The organism is Thermophilibacter provencensis, assembly GCF_030372065.1.
Classification (GTDB): Bacteria; Actinomycetota; Coriobacteriia; order Coriobacteriales; family Atopobiaceae; genus Thermophilibacter; species Thermophilibacter provencensis_A.
Genome location: NZ_JAUDEA010000001.1, coordinates 178,993 through 194,984 on the forward strand (window position 1 = coordinate 178,993; position 15,992 = coordinate 194,984).

Sequence of the window (15,992 nt, forward strand, 5' to 3'; positions counted from 1 at the left end):
CGCCGAGGCGGGTCCACGCGCCTTGCGGCGCCCTTCCCAGCTTGCTAGTCCCAGTAACCCTCGTGCACGGCCGCAGCCTCAACCTCGAGCTCGGGGAACGGCCCCACGACCTCGATATCCTTCTGGCCGGCGGCAAAGACGGTGCGGCACGGGAGGTCGAAGGTGGGGTTCTGCTCGTTGGAGCCCGTGAGCTCGAGCAGGCGGCGCTCCGTCATGGCGTACACCACGCGGCCCACGTTGGCCCAGTAGATGGCGCCGGCACACATGGAGCAGGGTTCGGCGGAGGTGTAGAGGGAGCAGTCCCAGAGGTAGGCCTTGTCATAGAGCTGCGAGGCGCGTTCGACCGTCTGCGTCTCGGCGTGGCCGGTGCACTTGTGCGTGTCAATCTCCACGTTCTCCTGCTCGAGGAGGATCTCGCCGTCGGGCGAGACGAGCAGAGCGCCAAACGGAGTGTTGCCGTGCTCGCGCGAGGCGCGGGAGATCTCGATCGTGCGCCTCAGGTACCTTACGTCATCCTCGTGCGTGAACTCCTTGCGTGCCACTGCAGCTCCTCTCAGAGAACCGATGGACGGGCTTGCGTTTCATGATACGAGGCGAATCACCGTGCGGCGCGCCTGACATCGCCGCACGGCACGAGAAGCGCGGCAAGCGGCTAACAAAAAGTCATGCGCCCTGCAAAATAATCTGCAGGGCGCATGCATCATCCGAAGTGCCTCAAAAGGGGACGGTCCCCTCTGGCTTACTGGAGACCGGCCTCGATGGCGTCAACCTCCTCATCGGTGATGAAGGTGCCGGCCTTGATCTGCTCGGCGTACTCGTTGATCTGCTCCTGGACCTCGGCCGGGACCTTGTCGGAGAAGGTACCGAGGTAGACGCCGCCGTTGTCCATGTTGCCGATGATGGCCTTGCCGCCGCCGTAGGTGCCGGCCTCGATCTCGTCCATGGCCTGGCCGATCATCCAGTCGGTCACCGTGGAGGTGATGACGGTGGGCTGGTCCTCGCCCACGATGTCGATCGGCTGCGCGATGTCGAAGTGGGTGTCCGCGCCGGCGGCCTCGAGGGCCTGGCGGGCGCCGTTGTCAACGGCGGAGGCGTCGCCCCACATGACGTCAACGTTGTTGGAGTTGATCCACTGCTCGGTGAGCTTGGTGCCGAAGGAGGCGTCGGTGAAGCCAGCCTCGAAGTTGTACTGGCCGGTGACACCCTCGTTGACCTTCTGCGCGGCCGCGAGGTAGGCGGAGTACTTGGTGGTGGTGGAGGGCAGGCGCATGCCGCCGATGAAGCCGATGGACTTCGTCTGCGTCATGAGGCCGGCCACCACGCCGGCCAGCGCGCCGGTCTGGACGAAGTCGGGAAGCACGGTCTCGACGTTGTCCATGACCTCGCAGTCGGTCATCTCGAGCTCGGGGTCGGTGTTGGTGATGAGGAAGTGCACGTTGGGGTGGGTCTCGGCGGCATCGGTGATGACCTCGGCCCACGTGGAGGCAAACTGGTTGCCGTTGCCCACGATGAGGTCAACGTCCATGTCAACGTAGGACTGGGCGGCGGTTGCCGCGTCGGCGTCGGCGGTGTTCTCCTTGGGCTCGAGCATCTCCCAGCTGGGGTGGCTCTCGATGGCGCGCTGGAGGGACTCGTAGTGGCCCTGGTCCCAGCCGCCGTCGGTGATGATGCCGCTCATGATCATGGCAACGCGATAGCTGCTCTTCTCCTCGCCGCCCTCATCGGTGGTGTCGTCACCGCCTTCGGGAGTCTGGCCGCCACCGTCACAGCCCGCGAGGGCGAGCGCCGCGGCGCCGCCGAGGCCGAGCCCGAGCGCGGTGCGCCTCGAGACCATCATGGAGTCGAGCTGGTTCTTGTTGTTCTCGCTCATACCTTGGTCCTTTCCTCGTGACCGTTGCGCCCAACGTCTTTGGGCGCATTCTGTGTCACCCCCCCACGGCCCCCGTTCCCTAAGGGAGACCGTGTTCCAATAACCAATGATAAAGCAAGACGGCCCGCAGGGCCCGACATATTGCGGAGCCTGCGGGCCGCCTGTGAAAGGGTGCCTGCCTAGCGCTGCTCGCGCAGGTACGGCTTGCCGCTCGCCTTGGGGCCGGCGCTCCTGGAGCCAAAGAAGATGAGCGCCACGATGGTGAAGACGTACGGGATCATCTTGAAGAACATGATGGGCGCAGCCTGGAACTGGGCCTGGAGCGCCACGCTCGTGCCGTCGAAGAAGCCGAAGAGCAGGCTCGCGGCAAGGACGCCAAAGGCGTTCCAGCGACCGAAGATCAGGGTCGCCAGGGCAATGAAGCCACGGCCCATGACGATGCCGTCCGTGTAGATGGGCGTGTAGCACAGCGTGAGGAAGGCGCCACCCGCGGCCGCGAGCGCGCCGCACACGACGCAGGCCACGTACTTCATGCGCACGACGTTGATGCCAAGGGTCTCGGCCGCCTGCGGGTTCTCGCCCACGGAGCGGAAGGAGAGGCCGGCGCGGAAGCGGCTGAAGAAGACCGCCACGCAGGGCACCAGAAGGAAGGCGAGGTACGCCACAGGCGTCTGGTTGAAGAGCGCGTCGCCGATGAAGGGTATCTGGGAGAGCCCGGGGATGGCGATGCTCGCCATCTGCTCGCCGGTGGCGTTGGCGGGGTTGGCGCCCACGAAGAGGTTGTAGCCAAAGAGTGCGATGGCGGGTGCGAGGATGTTGATCGCCATGCTGGTGACCACCTGGTCGGAGCAAAGCGTGACCGTGCAGAAGGCGTAGATCATGTTGACGGCGATGCCCGCGAGCATGGCAACGAGCAGGCCCATCCAGAGGTTGCCCGTGACCTTGGCAACGGCAAAGCCGACAAAGGCACCAACAGCCATGATGCCCTCGAGGCCAATGTTGACGAGGCCTCCGCGCTCGGAGAAGAGCTCGCCGAGGGATGCGAGGAGGATGGGCACGGCGCCCATCGCCATTGCCTTGAGAATCGTAGGCAGTGCAGTGATGAAGATATCCATTACGCGTTCGCCTCGACTTTCTTGCTCTTGGAGCCGATAGATGCGATGAAGGCCTTGATGGCGGGAAGCTTGATCATTGCCATACCCGCCACGGCGAAGATGATGATGAGGCCGCGCGTGATGTCGATGATGGCGGTGGGAACGCCGATGACGCTCTGCATCATCGTGCCGCCCGTGGAGAGGATGCCGAACAGAATTGCCACAACGATGGCGGCAATCGGGTTGAGCTGGGCAATGAGCGCGATGGCCACGCCGTCGAAGCCAAAGCCCGAGCCAAAGCCGTCAGCAAGACGGTAGGGCGCCTTGCCCAGAAGCTCGATCGAGCCGCCCATGCCGGCGATGGCACCGGAGATGACAAAGGAGAGCAGGACGAGCCTGCGCACCGGGAAGCCGTTGACGCGCGCCGCCGTCTGGTTCATGCCCGTGGCGCGGATCTTGAAGCCAAAGGAGGTGCGGAAGAGCACGTACCAGATGACGATGCCGAGGATGATCGCCATGAGCACGCCAATATGGGCGCTCAGGAGCTCGGGAAGTCGTCCGTCCTTGGGGATGGCGGGCGTCTTGGGCAGGCCCTGGTCGGAGAAGAGGTTCTTGAAGACGAACTCCATGAAGTACATGGCCACGTAGTTGAGCATGATCGTGGTGATCATCTCGTTGAGGCCGCGGGTGATCTTCATGATGCCCGGCAGGAGGCCCCAGATGCCGCCGACCACGATGCCGGCGATGAGGCCGAGCGCCAGGGCGGCGGGGCCGGTGAGGCCCAAGCCGAAGACGGTGAGCGCGGTGGCGCAGCCACCCATGATGAACTGGCCCTCGCCGCCGAGGTTGAAGACGCCGCACTTGTAGGCAAAGACGGCCGCGAGGCCCGTGAAGATCAGCGGGCAGGCGCGCTCGAGGGTCTTGCCGATCTTGGGCAGGTCGCCCAGCGAGCCCTGGAGCAGGGCGGCGTAGCCCTGCAGGGGGTTCTTGCCAAGACAGGCGATGATGATGGCGCCCACGATGAGGGCGAGAAGCACGGAGGCGACGGGCGTGAGGACCATGAGGGTCTTCTCGCGACGCTCCTCCGCGCTGAGCGTGTGCTTTGACTTGGTCACCTTGCTACCTCCTACTTCCCTGCCATGGCCAGCGAGATCTCCTTGATGGGCGGGTTGGCGCCGGGGTAGGTGCCCATGATCTCACCCTCAAAGAGAACGACGATGCGGTCCGAGAGCTTGAGGACCTCGTCAAAGTCGGCCGAGATGAGCAGCACCGCGCAGCCCGCGTCTCGCTGGGCCACGATCTGCTTGTGGATGAACTCGGTGGCGCCGATGTCAAGGCCACGCGTGGGATAGACGGCCACGAGCAGCGTGGGGGCGCCGTCGAGCTCGCGGGCGAGAATGACCTTCTGCTGGTTGCCGCCCGAGAGGCTACGCGCCGTCTGGTTGACGGAGGTGCAGCGGATGTCGTTCTCCTGGCGCTTCTCCTCGGCAAACTCGGCGATGGCACCCATCTTGAGCCACGCGCCGTGACCGGAGGAGAACCTGTCCGAGGTGGTCTGCTTGAGCACGAGGTTCTCGGCGACGGTCATGTCGCCCACGAGGCCCATCTTGTTGCGGTCCTCGGGAATGTTGCCCACTCCCGCGCCGATGAAGGCCTCGGGCGAGAAGAGCGCGATCTTGGCGCCGTCCGGGCCGGTAACTTCGCCGGACTCCGGGGAGATGAGGCCCGTGACGAGCTCGGCGAGCGGGGTCTGGCCGTTGCCGTCGATGCCCGCCACGCCCAAGATCTCGCCGCGGTGAATGGTGAGCGAGACGTCCTTGAGGCCGCCGTGCTTGACCTCGGGGTGGTAGGAGACGTTCTTGAGCGTGAGCTCGGGGGCACCCGCCTCCTCGACCTTCTCGTACACGCTCTCGGTGAACTTCTGTCCAATCATGAGGTCGGCGAGCTCCTGCTCGGTGGTGTCGGCAACGCGCACCGTCTCGACGGACTCGCCGCGGCGCAGCACCGTCACGCGGTCGGAGATCTGCATGACCTCGCGCATCTTGTGCGAGATGAAGATGATCGACTTGCCCTCGGAGGTGAGCGAGTTCATGATGTCAAAGAGGCCCTGCACCTCGAGGTCGGTGAGGACGGCCGTGGGCTCGTCGAGGATAAGCAGCTCGGCGCCGCGGAAGAGCACCTTCATGATCTCGACGCGCTGCTGCATGCCGATGGACATCTCGCCCACGCGCTCGTCGAGGTCGATCTCAAGGCCGTAGCGCTCCATGAGCTCCTCGACGGTCTTGCGGTCGTCTGCCTTCTGGAGCATCAGGGACTTGTGGCGCTTGTCGCCGAGGATGATGTTCTCGAGGCCCGTCATGTTCTCGATGAGCATGAAGTGCTGGTGCACCATTCCGATGCCCTGCGCGACGGCGTCGGCCGGGGAGGCGATCCTCACCTCTTTCCCGTTGATAGAGATGGTGCCCTCCGTCGGCTGGTAGAGGCCGATGAGGACGTTCATGAGCGTGGACTTGCCCGCGCCGTTCTCGCCGAGCAGCGTGTGCACCTCACCCCGCTCCACTTCCAGGTTCACGTTCTTGTTCGCGTAGAACGAACCGAAGCGTTTGCTGATGTTCGTCATTCTCAGCAACTCGGCCATACCTACCACCTTTCAGGGTCCTGTGCCGTCCCACCTAGCTATAGTACATGCGCCGCGCGATTTCGTCCCATCTTGCCACGCGACGGCAACCCTCGCCTCACCTTCTTGCATACGGCGTGTCTTCGAGCGGCAACCTTGTCTGGAGCCTGCCGGTGAGCGCGCGGTAGGCGTTCTGCACCGCCGGGGCAGTGGGAATCGTAGCGATCTCGCCGATGCCCTTGCCTCCGTAGGCAACCGGAAGCAGCTCGTCCTTCTCGACGTAGATGGCGTGGATGTTGGGGATGTCCGGGGCGCGGAAGAGGCCGAGCGTGCCAAACCTCACCTGCGGCACGCAGTCCTTGAGGTCAAAGCGCTCCGTGAGCGCGTAGCCCATGCCCATGAGCACCCCGCCCTCGATCTGGCCCTGGATGGCGATGGGGTTCACGACCTTGCCCGCGTCGTGCGCAGCGTAGACCTCGCTCACGCGGCCGTCGTCGTCCAGGATCACCACGTGCGTGGCAAAGCCGTAGCAGATGTGGCTCTTGGGGTTGGGCACGTCCGCGCCAAGCTTGTCGGTCCTCTCGAGGTACTCGTAGCCAAACTCGCAGCCCTCGAGCGCGCGGATGGCCGAGGACGGGTCCCTGGGGTGCAGGCCCTCGCCGGCGCGCAGGTGGGCGCCCCAGCCCTCGTAGGGCGTGCCGTCCAGGTACTCCGAGGTGATGCCGTCGCCCTTGGCGCGGACGGGCCCCTCGGGCGCGCCCTCGCCCGCCTCGACGCGCAGCATCGCGTCGCGCAGCAGGAAGGCGGCGCCACGCACGGCCTCGCCCGTCACCACGGTCTGGCGCGAGCCCGAGGTGGTGCCGGAGTCCGGCGCGGCCTCGGTGGAGCACTCGCCGTTGGCGACCTGCGCGCGCGGCAGGCCCGTGGCCTCTACGATGTCCTGGAGAAAGACGGTGTTGCAGCCCTGACCGATATCCGAGGTGGCGGCATAGGCAACGGCCACGCCGTCCTCCACGCGGATGAGGCAGCGCCCGGCGTCCGGCAGGCCAACGCCCACGCCGGCGTTCTTCATGGCACAGGCGATGCCCGCGTGACCGGGGTGGGCGTCGTAGGCGTCCTTGACGGCGAGCAGGGTCTCCTTAAGCGCCGTCGAGCAGTCGGCTATCTGGCCGTTGGGCAGCACCTCGCCCGGCTCGATGGCGTTGCGGAAGCGAATCTCCCACGGCGAGATGCCGACCTTCTCGGCGAGAAGGTCGACGAGGCACTCGAGCGCAAACTCGCTCTGGCACACGCCGAAGCCGCGAAACGCCCCCGCGGGCGGGTTGTTGGTGTACCAGCCGTAGCCGCGAATGTCGGTGTTCTGATAGCGGTAGGGGCCCACCGAGTGCGTGCAGGCGCGCTCGAGGACCGGGCCGCACAGGCTCGCGTAGGCGCCGGTGTCGAAGTTGATCTCGCAGTCGAGGCCGGTGAAGATGCCGTTCTCGTCGCAGCCGAGGGTGAAGGTGCCCTCCATGTAGTGGCGCTTTGGGTGAAAGTTGATGGACTCCTGGCGCGCGAGCTTGCACTTGACGGGGCGCTGGAAGCGATAGGCGGCAAGCGCGGCCAGATGCTGCACGGAGACGTCCTCCTTGCCGCCAAAGCCGCCGCCCACGAGCATGGTCTCCACGACCACGCGGTCCTGCTCGTCGTCCCAGCCAAACATGTGGGCGATCTCGTGGCGCGAGTCATAGGCGCCCTGGTCGGTGGACTGCACCCACACGCCGTTCTTGTACGGGTGGGCGACGGCGCACTCCGGCTCCAGGAACGCGTGCTCGGTGAAGGGCGTCGTGAAGGTCTGCGTCGCCGTGTGGGCGGAGCCCGCGAGCGCTGCGGCAGCGTCGCCGCGGGTCACGTGGCGCTGCTGGCAGATGTTGTTCTCGAGAACGACCTCGTTGCCAAAGGCGTGGTAGCTCTTGTGAAGGATGGGGGCGTCCTCGGCGCGGGCCTCGGAGATGGAGCGGACGGGCTCGAGCACCTCGTAGTCAACCTTCACGAGCTTCTTGGCCTTGGCGAGCGCCGCCTCGCTCTCCGCCACCACGAGGGCGATCGCGTCGCCCACGCAGCGGGTGACGTCGCCCTCGGCGATCATGACGTCCCAGTCCTGGATGATGTGACCCACCTGGTTGACCGGCACGTCACGCGCCGTGAGGACGCCCAGGACGCCCGGCACCGCCTCCGCCTTGGAGGTGTCAATGCGCAGAACGCGGGCGCGCGGGTGGGAGGAGCGCACCGCGCTCGCATAGGCGAGGTCGGGATAGTCGCGCTCGTCGATGTCGTCCGGGTACTTGCCAAAGCCCAGGACCTTGGGGCGAACGTCCACGCGGAATGCCCGCTCGCCCACGCCGTAGGCGTCGCCCCGCTCGAGGCCCTCCTCGATCTGGGCCTCTCCACGCAGCACCCTGGCGGCGAGCAGGATGCCCTCGATGATCTTCTTGTAGCCGGTGCAGCGGCAGACGTTGCCGCGGATGGCTCTCCTGACCTCGTCCTCGGTGGGGTCAGGAACGTGGTGGATAAGACCCGCGCCGCTCATGACCATGCCGGGAATGCAGAAGCCGCACTGCACGGCGCCCACGGCGCCGAAGGCGTAGACGAAGGCCTCCTGCTCCTCCTTGGGCAGACCCTCCACGGTCACGACGTCATGCCCCGCGGCCAGGCGCGTGGTGAGGACGCACGCCTTCGTGGCGCGGTCGTCCACGAGCACGGTGCAGGTCCCGCACGCCCCCTCGGAGCAACCGTCCTTGGCGCTCGTGATGTGGAGGTCGTCACGCAGGTAGCGAAGGAGCGGCTTGTCCTCGTGGGTGACGCGCTCCTCTCCGTTGACGGTGAAGCGGTACTCGGCGCTTGCGCTTGCAGCCATGGTTGTTCCTCCTACCTGCCCGCGAAGAGGCCAAAGGCATCGGCGATGGCGTCGCGCGGACACTTGGTGGCGCACATGCCGCACGAGATGCAGAGCGCGTGGTCAATGCGCGCGCAGCCGTCCGCCACTCGGATGGCGCCCACGGGGCAGGCGCGCTCGCACATGCCGCAGCCAATGCAACTCGTGGCACAGACCTTGCGCGCCACGGGGCCCGGGTCGGGGTTCACGCAGCGCACGGCGATGCGCTGGTCGGGGTCGATCATCTCAATCACGCCCCGTGGGCAGGAGCGCGCGCAGAGGCCGCAGCCGCGACAGGCCTCGCGGTCCACGACGGCAACGCCGCGCTCGCCGATGCTCACGGCGCCAAAGCGGCAGGCCTCGACGCAGGCCCCGCAGCCAACGCAGCCGTGCTCGCAGCACGGCCCGCCCTCGGTCGCGGGAGTTCCGCCGCCGCAGCGCACAAAGGCCACGGGACGCGGCTTGCGCGAGCGCTTCTCTCCCATGTCTCTCCCCTCTTTCCCTCAAGCCCGCAGGCTCTTATCGCCGTCCACCGCATCAGCCGTGTCCACTTTGTACCGGGCACAAAGTGGACACGGCGGGCTGGTCGTTACTTGGCGAGCAGGTACGTGTAGTTGTCGCGGACGGCGCAGATGGTGAGGCGCACGTCCTCGGGAAGGCCGCAGGCGGCGTCGCTCACGTCATAGACGCCCTCGCCGGAGGCGAGGCGCACGCGGAACGTACCATCGGGCAGCGGCAGGAAGCCGTGGTTCTCGCTCGCGTCCATGTCCTCGGCGCTCCAGAAGAGCGTGAGCTTGTCCTTGTAGGGACGGCCGCTCCACGGGCAGAAGACGGCGCAGTTGCCGCACTCGTTGCACATGCCGTCCACGTGAACGACCTGCTGCTGGGCGAGGCCGGGTACCTTGATCGCCACGTTGGCGCGGTTGGGGCAGACGTCGCAGCAGACCTCGCAGACGGTCGCGCAGCCCAGGCAGCGGCTCGTCGTGCAGCCGGCCACGTCAAGGCAGATCTCGCCCTTGCGCGCCATGATGGCGTCGAGCTTGTCGGCGCGGACGTTCTTCTCGGCATAGGCGTTGAAGTCAACGCCGGCCAGGTCGCGGGCCACGGCCTGCGCGTCGGCGATGGCCTCCACAAAGGTGGCGGGGCCTCGGCGGCAGTCGCCGGCGGCCCAGACGTGGTCCACGCCGGTGGCGGTGCCGGCCGGGCGGCCGCGACGGTCAACCTCGACGCCGGCGCCCTCGTAGAGCCCGCGCTCGATCTGCTCGCCCACGGCGCAGATGACGGCCGTCGCGGGAACCTGCGCGGTCTCGCCGGTGGGCTCGGGGCGACGGCGGCCGGAGCCGTCGGGCTCGCCGAGGCGCATGACGTCACAGGTGAGGACGCCGCCCTCCACGGCCTTGGGGGCAAGGAGCTCCATCAGCTCCACGCCCTCCTCGAGGGCAAGCTGCAGCTCCTCCTCGTCCGCCGGCATCTCCTTCTTGGTGCGACGGTAGACGATACGCACGTTCTCAACGCCCGCGGAGCGCTTTGCCACGCGCGCGGCGTCCATGGCGGTGTTGCCCGCGCCCACGATCACGACGTCGGTGCCGAGCTCCATGGGCTCGCCGGCCTTCTCCGCCCTCAGGAAGTCCAGGACGTCGATCTCCTCGCCGCGCTCGAGGCCCACACGGCCCGGCGCCCAGGCACCCGTGGCCACCACCACATCCGTGAAGCCCTCGTCGAAGAGCTGCCGGACGCTCGTGACCTCGCGGCCCATCTGAACCTGCGCACCAAAGGCGAGGCAGAGGGCAACGTCATGGTCGATGTCCTCGTGGGAGATGCGGAACTCGGGGATGACGTGGCGCGCCACGCCGCCGAGACTGTCCGTGCGCTCGATGATCGTGACCCTGGCGCCGGCGCGCGTGAGGAAGAACGCCGTGGCAAGGCCGGCCGGGCCGCCGCCGATCACGGCGACGTTCTTGTTGGCCGCCGCGGCGCTCTTGGCGGGGCCGGCGGCGCGGAGCTTGGCCACGACCTCCTCGAAGCCGCCGCGCGCGGCGTCAAGCTTGTGGCCGCGGATGCGGGCACCGTCGGGCTCGTAGAAGCTGCGCTCGCACTTGGCCCCGCAGGGGTGCGGGCAGAGGTTGCCGGTGATGTGCGGCAGGGCGTTGCGCTCCACGATGATCTGGAGCGCCTCGGCGAACTTGCCCTCGTCAACGCGGGAGAGGTAGGCCGGGATGTCCTGCTGGATGGGGCAGCCGGAACGGCACGGCGCCGTGAAGCAGCTCATGAGCGGGAGCTCGGCGTCGATCTTGTGCGGCTTGGCCGGCTTGATGGGCTTGCGGTAGTCCTTGCCGGAGGCAACGCGGGCGGCAAGCTCGGTCACGGCGTCCACGTCAACGACCTCGGAGCGCGGCGCGCCGGCAAGAAGGCCGGCGATCTGGTAGAAGCGCTCGTAGCCGCCGGGCTTGAGGACGTTGGTCGCCATGGTGATGGGCCAGATGCCGGCCGCGTAGAGGTCGCGGATGTTGCGGGCGTCCGCGCCGCCGGAGTAGGAGATGCGCAGGCGGCCGTCAAACTGGCGGGAGATGCGGCGCGCGAGCTCAACCGTGAGCGGGAAGAGCGAGCGGCCGGACATGTACATCTCCTCGCTCGGCAGCTCGCCGCGGGTCACGTCCACCGGGAAGGTGTTCGTGAGCTTGACGCCAAACGCGAGGCCCTTCTCGTCGCAGAGCTTGATCAGGCGCTCGAACATGGGCACGGCGTCTGCCCACTGCAGGTCCTCGCGGAAGTGCGTGTCGTCGAAGGCGATGTAGTCAAAGCCGAGCTCGTTCAGGCGCTCGCGCGCGAAGTCGTAGCCCAGGAGCGTGGGGTTGCACTTAATGTAGGTGTTCACGCCCTTCTCGGTGATGAGGTAGGTGGCGATGCGCTCGATCTCGTCGGGCGGGCAGCCGTGGAGCGTGGACTCGGTGACGGAGTTGGAGATCTGCGGAGAGACGGAGTTCACAAAGTCGGCGTCCACGTTCTGGAAGCGGTCGAGGTTGGCGAGCGCCCAGTCGCGGCACTCCGCCCAGACCTCGCTCCCGGAGGCGTCCTTCATGCCCTCGATGTACCTGTCGACCTTCTCGGACTTGATGCCGTCGAGGCTGTAGCCCACGGACATGTTGAAGACAAAGCCGTCCGGGTCGCCGAGGCCGTACTCGCGGGCGATGAGCTTGCAGGCCCACCAGGCCTTGACGTACTCGGCAAAGGCCTGCGGGACGGTGAGCTCGGTGGACCACTCGCAGTTGTAGCACTCGTCCTCGGCCACGATGCAGGGCTTGTTCACGCAGGCGGAGAGCTCCTCGCCGTCCATGACCTGGACGGTCTTGAGCTCAAAGAAGCGCGAGCCGGCCACGTAGGACGCAATGATGTTCTGCGCGAGCTGGGTGTTGGGGCCGGCGGCGGGGCCAAAGGGCGTCTCGATCCTCTCCTCGAAGATCCTCTCGGCGCCGCCCTTGTGGACGTAGGCCTTGCGCACCCCAAAGATGCTGCCCTGGGTCTCGTGCTCGGTCAGCACCCAATCCATGACCTGGGCAAACGGAATCGGCCTCATGACGTCGCTCATTGTTGCTCCTCTCCGATGTGACAAAGGGACTGTCCCTTTGTCACATTCCTGCCGGCGAGACCGCGCGCCGGCGTAGAAGTGACTCGGCCCCGCGGAGGCCGTCAGTTCCTAGTACGAGCGCTCGTTGAGCTCCCCCCAGAGCTTCTTTGACTGCTCGAGCGTCCAGGCGTTGATGCGCTCCTCGTCAAAGGCCACGAACTCGCGGTCCTTGTAGAGGACCTTGCCGTTGACGATCGTGGTGCGGCAGTTCTTGCCCATCATGCCAAAGAGCATGTGGCCGTCGATGTTCTCGTCCGAGAAAGGCGTGAAGACCGGGTAGTCCATAACGATGACGTCGGCCGCGGCGCCGGGCGCGAGCAGGCCGATCGTGCGCCCGAAGTACTCGCTCGCCATGGCGGGGTTGTTCTGGAAGAGCATCGTCATGGCCTCGACCCAGCCCACGTTGGGCATGGCCGCGTTGTGGCGCTGGATGATGAGGAAGACCTTGAGGCTCTCCAGCATGTCGTGCGTGTAGGCGTCCGTGCCCATGTGGACGGGGATGCCGCGACGGAAGAACTCGAGCACCGGCGCGCAGCCCACCGCGTTGCCCATGTTGGACTCGGGGTTGTTGACGATGTGGGTGCCGGTCTCCTTGATGATGTCCATCTCGGCGGGCGTGACGTGGATGCAGTGGCCGAGCATCGTGCGCGGGCCGAGAAGGTCGTGCTGCAGCAGGCGCTCGATCGGGGAGATGCCGCCGCGGTTGAGGCGGGAGTCCCAGACGTCGTTCATGCCCTCGCAGACGTGGATGTGGAAGCCGGTGAGGCCGTCATTGGCCTCGGCCATCTTGTCCATCGTCTCATCGGAGAGCGTGAAGGTGGCGTGGCCGCCGAACATCGCGGCGATCATTCCGGAGTCCTGCGTGGCCGCCCAGCGCGCAAACTCGGCGTTCTCGGCAATCGACTGGTCGCGCTTCTCCTCGCCGCGACGGTCGGAGGTCTCGTAGCACAGGCACGCGCGGATGCCCGTCTCCTCGCAGACGTCCTTGATGGCGAAGAGGGAGCCCGGGATCTCGCAGAAGCTCGCGTGGTGGTCAAAAATCGTGGTCACGCCGTCGCGCAGGCTGTCGAGCACGGTGGCGTAGGCGCTCGCGCGTGTGCCGTCGAGCGTGAGGTTGTCGTCGATCTTCCACCACTGCTGCTCGAGGTTCTCGAGGAAGTTGGTGGGGTTGCAGCCCTTGATGGAGAGGCCGCGGGCAAGGCCCGAGTAGATGTGGGTGTGGCAGTTCACGAGGCCCGGCATGATGACGCCGCCGTGTGCGTCAACGTAGTCGGCATCGGGGTTGGCGGCGCGCAGGGCGCTCTCGTCGCCCACCGCCGCAATCTTGTCGCCGTCGATCAGAACGGCACCATGCTCGAAGTAGGGGCTTGCAGGGTCGCGCGTGATGACGCGTCCGTTTCCCACGAGAATCATGTCTCTCCAATCGCCGTCGCATACCCGTGTGAGAAGACGCCAGACATGTCCTCGACATGCGTCGACATGCCCCCGGCGCCTTGTCAGTTCCTATTATGAGGTTGGGATTCTTACAAAATGTCTGCTTACAAGAAAATCTGTTAGACGGTAGGTTGAGAGGGGCGAACGGCATGTTCAGACGTTTCACCGCGGTTATAGTTAAGTTAAAATAACGGTCCTAGACCCACACAGGAGGACCCCATGGAGAGCACACAACTCGACTTCTATCGCCGCCTTGCCAAGGCAATCGCGCTGCAGTTTGGAAGCGGCTGCGAGGTGGTCGTTCACGACCTCAAGTCCGACCCCTCCCACCCCATCGTTGCCATAGAGAACGGCCACGTCACGGGCCGCAAGGTGGGCGACGGGCCCTCGCGCGTGGTGCTCGAGACCCTGCATGCGAGCAAGGGCCGCCACTTTGAGGACCGCATCGGCTACCTCACCAAGACGGCGGACGGCAAGATCTTGCGCTCCTCCACCATCTTCATCAACGACGACGAGGGCAACGCCGTGGGCATCCTCGCCATCAACTACGACATCACCCTCCTGCGCGCCACGCGCGGCCTGCTCTCTGAGCTCTGCGACACCGCGACCGAGTCCACCGAGCGCGAGCCCGAGCCCATCGTCCGCAACGTTGCCGACCTGCTCGACGACCTCATCGAGCAGAGCGTGGAGCTCGTGGGGACGCCCGTTGCCCTCATGACGCGCGAGGAGAAGGTCCAGGCCATCCGCTACCTCAACGACACCGGCGCCTTCCTCATCACCAAGTCCGGCTACAAGGTGTGCAAGTACTTCGGCATCTCCAAGTACACCCTCTACAGCTATCTCGACGAGGCCAAGAACGGCCCCAAGGAGGAGTAGGCGGCGGGCCAAGCAGTCCGGTTTTGGGCAAAACCTTTTATGCCCAATGCGCCCTTGCACGTTATTTCACCCCCGGCGAGAAGAGCGACCTGCGAAAACGTTGTCCCAAAGTCCCCAAGGGCCACTCAAACTCACGCACTTCTCGCGGCGATATAAAAAGTGTTGCCCAAAACCGGATGAAACCCTATGAAAACGACGCCTCTGCAAACGCAAGGACGCAGATTTGGGGTCGCAGCCTCTCCCCAGGCATAAAAAGTTTCAACCACCAGCGCGTGGGCGGGCAAGGAGCCCCCTCTCCGCTCATTCGGGGACATGCGCGAGGCTGCGCGGCCTATGCTACGACCTCGCACACGCCCTTTGGGGGCGCGAGGAACCCGACGCTAGTTGACCCCGCGGAAGCCGCGGCCAATGATCTCCGAGCTGCTCGTGACAGTGATGAAGGCGCCCGGGTCCGTCGCGCGCACAAAGAGCCGCAGCTTCATGGCCTCGCGGCGGGAGAGCACGCTGGTGAGGATCACGACGCGCCTGCCGGAGAACGCGCCCCAGCCAAACTGAAGCGTTGCCGTGCGGCCGAGCTTCTTGACGATGAACTCCTCCACGTCGCGCGGGCGCGAGCAGATGACCTGGCAGACCTTGCGCTGACGGATGGACTCGATGAAGCCGTCCACCACGAAGGTCTTGCCGATGAGCGCCAGCACGCAGTAGAGGCCCACGCGAGCGCCAAAGAGGCCAATCGCCGCCACCACAACGGCCACGTCCACGGCAAAGAGAGCCTTGCCGATCTCTATGTCCGTGTGCTTGCGCAAGATCATGGCCAGGATGTCCGTGCCGCCGGTGGACGCGCCGATGTCAAAGACGATGGCCGAGCCCACAGCAGGCAGCAGCACCGCAAAGCAGACGTCGAGCCAGAGGTCGCCGGTGATGGACTGGGTCACGGGGAAGAGCCACTCAAAGAGCGAGGTGTAGCCAGAGAGCGCAAAGGACGCAAAGGCGCTCCACAGCACCACCTTGCGGTCTAGGAAGATGACGCCCAGAAGCACCAGTACGGCGTTCAGAATCCACATGTAGACCGAGACGGGCAGAGCCGGGATCAACGCGTTGAAGAGGATCGCAAAGCCCGTGGTGCCGCCAAAAGCCAAGTGGTTGGGCGTCTTGAAGAGCACGAGCGCAACGGCGGTGAGGATGAGGCCCACGTTGAGCAGGACGAAGAACTGGGGGAAGCTGTAGGCCATGCGCTTCTGCGAGAGCTTCTCGCCGCGCGCCTCCTCGTCCTCCGTTACGACCTCTGAGACCGGCTCAACTGCCGCCTCGATCTGCTCGTCCATCGTGCTCCCCTCGCGCCGCGTGGCCCCTCGGCTCGGCAGTCTATCAGGTTCGTACGGCACAGTTGCCGAGAAGAACGGGCACTCCGCGGACGGTTTGGACCGGAAAAACGTCCACAGGCCGCCCGCACCTCAAACACGGGCAAGTTCCGGACGGTCTGGACCATCGGAACGTCCACAAGCTGCCCGTACTTTATGTAGGGGCAGGTTCCGGACTGTCTGGCGACAAGAACCGTCCGA

11 protein-coding genes are annotated in these 15,992 nt (G+C 65.9%); 1 reads left to right on the plus strand and 10 read right to left on the minus strand.

Going from position 1 to position 15,992, the window contains the following annotated elements:
- Positions 1-44: 44 nt before the first annotated feature.
- The 9 genes from QUW25_RS00880 to ssnA all read right to left on the minus strand — a co-directional run bounded on the left by QUW25_RS00880 (position 45) and on the right by ssnA (position 13,533).
- Positions 45-542, minus strand: coding sequence for a nucleoside deaminase (locus tag QUW25_RS00880; protein ID WP_289510349.1), 498 nt, complete (start codon positions 540-542; stop codon positions 45-47).
- A 197-nt stretch (positions 543-739) separates the two neighbouring features.
- On the minus strand, positions 740-1,870 hold the full coding sequence (locus tag QUW25_RS00885; RefSeq protein ID WP_289510350.1) for a BMP family lipoprotein: 1,131 nt from the start codon (positions 1,868-1,870) through the stop codon (positions 740-742).
- Between the two features lie 179 nt (positions 1,871-2,049).
- On the minus strand, positions 2,050-2,985 hold the full coding sequence (locus tag QUW25_RS00890) for an ABC transporter permease (protein ID WP_289510351.1): 936 nt from the start codon (positions 2,983-2,985) through the stop codon (positions 2,050-2,052).
- The gene (locus QUW25_RS00895) at positions 2,985-4,079 is read right to left on the minus strand and encodes an ABC transporter permease (RefSeq protein WP_289510352.1); all 1,095 of its coding nucleotides are present in this window, start codon (positions 4,077-4,079) and stop codon (positions 2,985-2,987) included. Before QUW25_RS00895 ends, QUW25_RS00890 begins: the two co-directional genes overlap by 1 nt.
- Before the next feature lie 11 nt (positions 4,080-4,090).
- Positions 4,091-5,602 carry an ABC transporter ATP-binding protein gene (locus QUW25_RS00900; RefSeq protein ID WP_289510353.1) on the minus strand — a complete coding sequence of 504 codons (1,512 nt, stop codon included), beginning with the start codon at positions 5,600-5,602 and terminating at the stop codon, positions 4,091-4,093.
- A gap of 97 nt (positions 5,603-5,699) precedes the next feature.
- Positions 5,700-8,477 carry a selenium-dependent xanthine dehydrogenase gene (xdh, locus tag QUW25_RS00905; protein ID WP_289510354.1) on the minus strand — a complete coding sequence of 926 codons (2,778 nt, stop codon included), beginning with the start codon at positions 8,475-8,477 and terminating at the stop codon, positions 5,700-5,702.
- Positions 8,478-8,488: 11 nt separating this feature from the next.
- A complete protein-coding gene (locus QUW25_RS00910) occupies positions 8,489-8,980 on the minus strand; it encodes a 4Fe-4S binding protein (protein ID WP_289510355.1) in 492 nt (163 codons plus the stop codon).
- A 104-nt stretch (positions 8,981-9,084) separates the two neighbouring features.
- Positions 9,085-12,081 carry a putative selenate reductase subunit YgfK gene (ygfK, locus tag QUW25_RS00915; protein ID WP_289510356.1) on the minus strand — a complete coding sequence of 999 codons (2,997 nt, stop codon included), beginning with the start codon at positions 12,079-12,081 and terminating at the stop codon, positions 9,085-9,087.
- Positions 12,082-12,189: 108 nt separating this feature from the next.
- Positions 12,190-13,533 (minus strand): putative aminohydrolase SsnA, encoded by a 1,344-nt coding sequence (ssnA, locus tag QUW25_RS00920; protein ID WP_289510357.1) that lies wholly within the window; start codon positions 13,531-13,533, stop codon positions 12,190-12,192.
- Between the two features lie 240 nt (positions 13,534-13,773).
- Here ssnA and QUW25_RS00925 point away from each other — a divergent pair, with 240 nt between their 5' ends.
- Entirely contained in the window at positions 13,774-14,430 is a 657-nt protein-coding gene (locus QUW25_RS00925; protein WP_289510358.1) for a helix-turn-helix transcriptional regulator, read from the plus strand.
- A gap of 380 nt (positions 14,431-14,810) precedes the next feature.
- Here QUW25_RS00925 and QUW25_RS00930 read toward each other — a convergent pair whose 3' ends face one another.
- On the minus strand, positions 14,811-15,755 hold the full coding sequence (locus QUW25_RS00930; protein ID WP_289510359.1) for a YitT family protein: 945 nt from the start codon (positions 15,753-15,755) through the stop codon (positions 14,811-14,813).
- Positions 15,756-15,992: the final 237 nt, after the last annotated feature.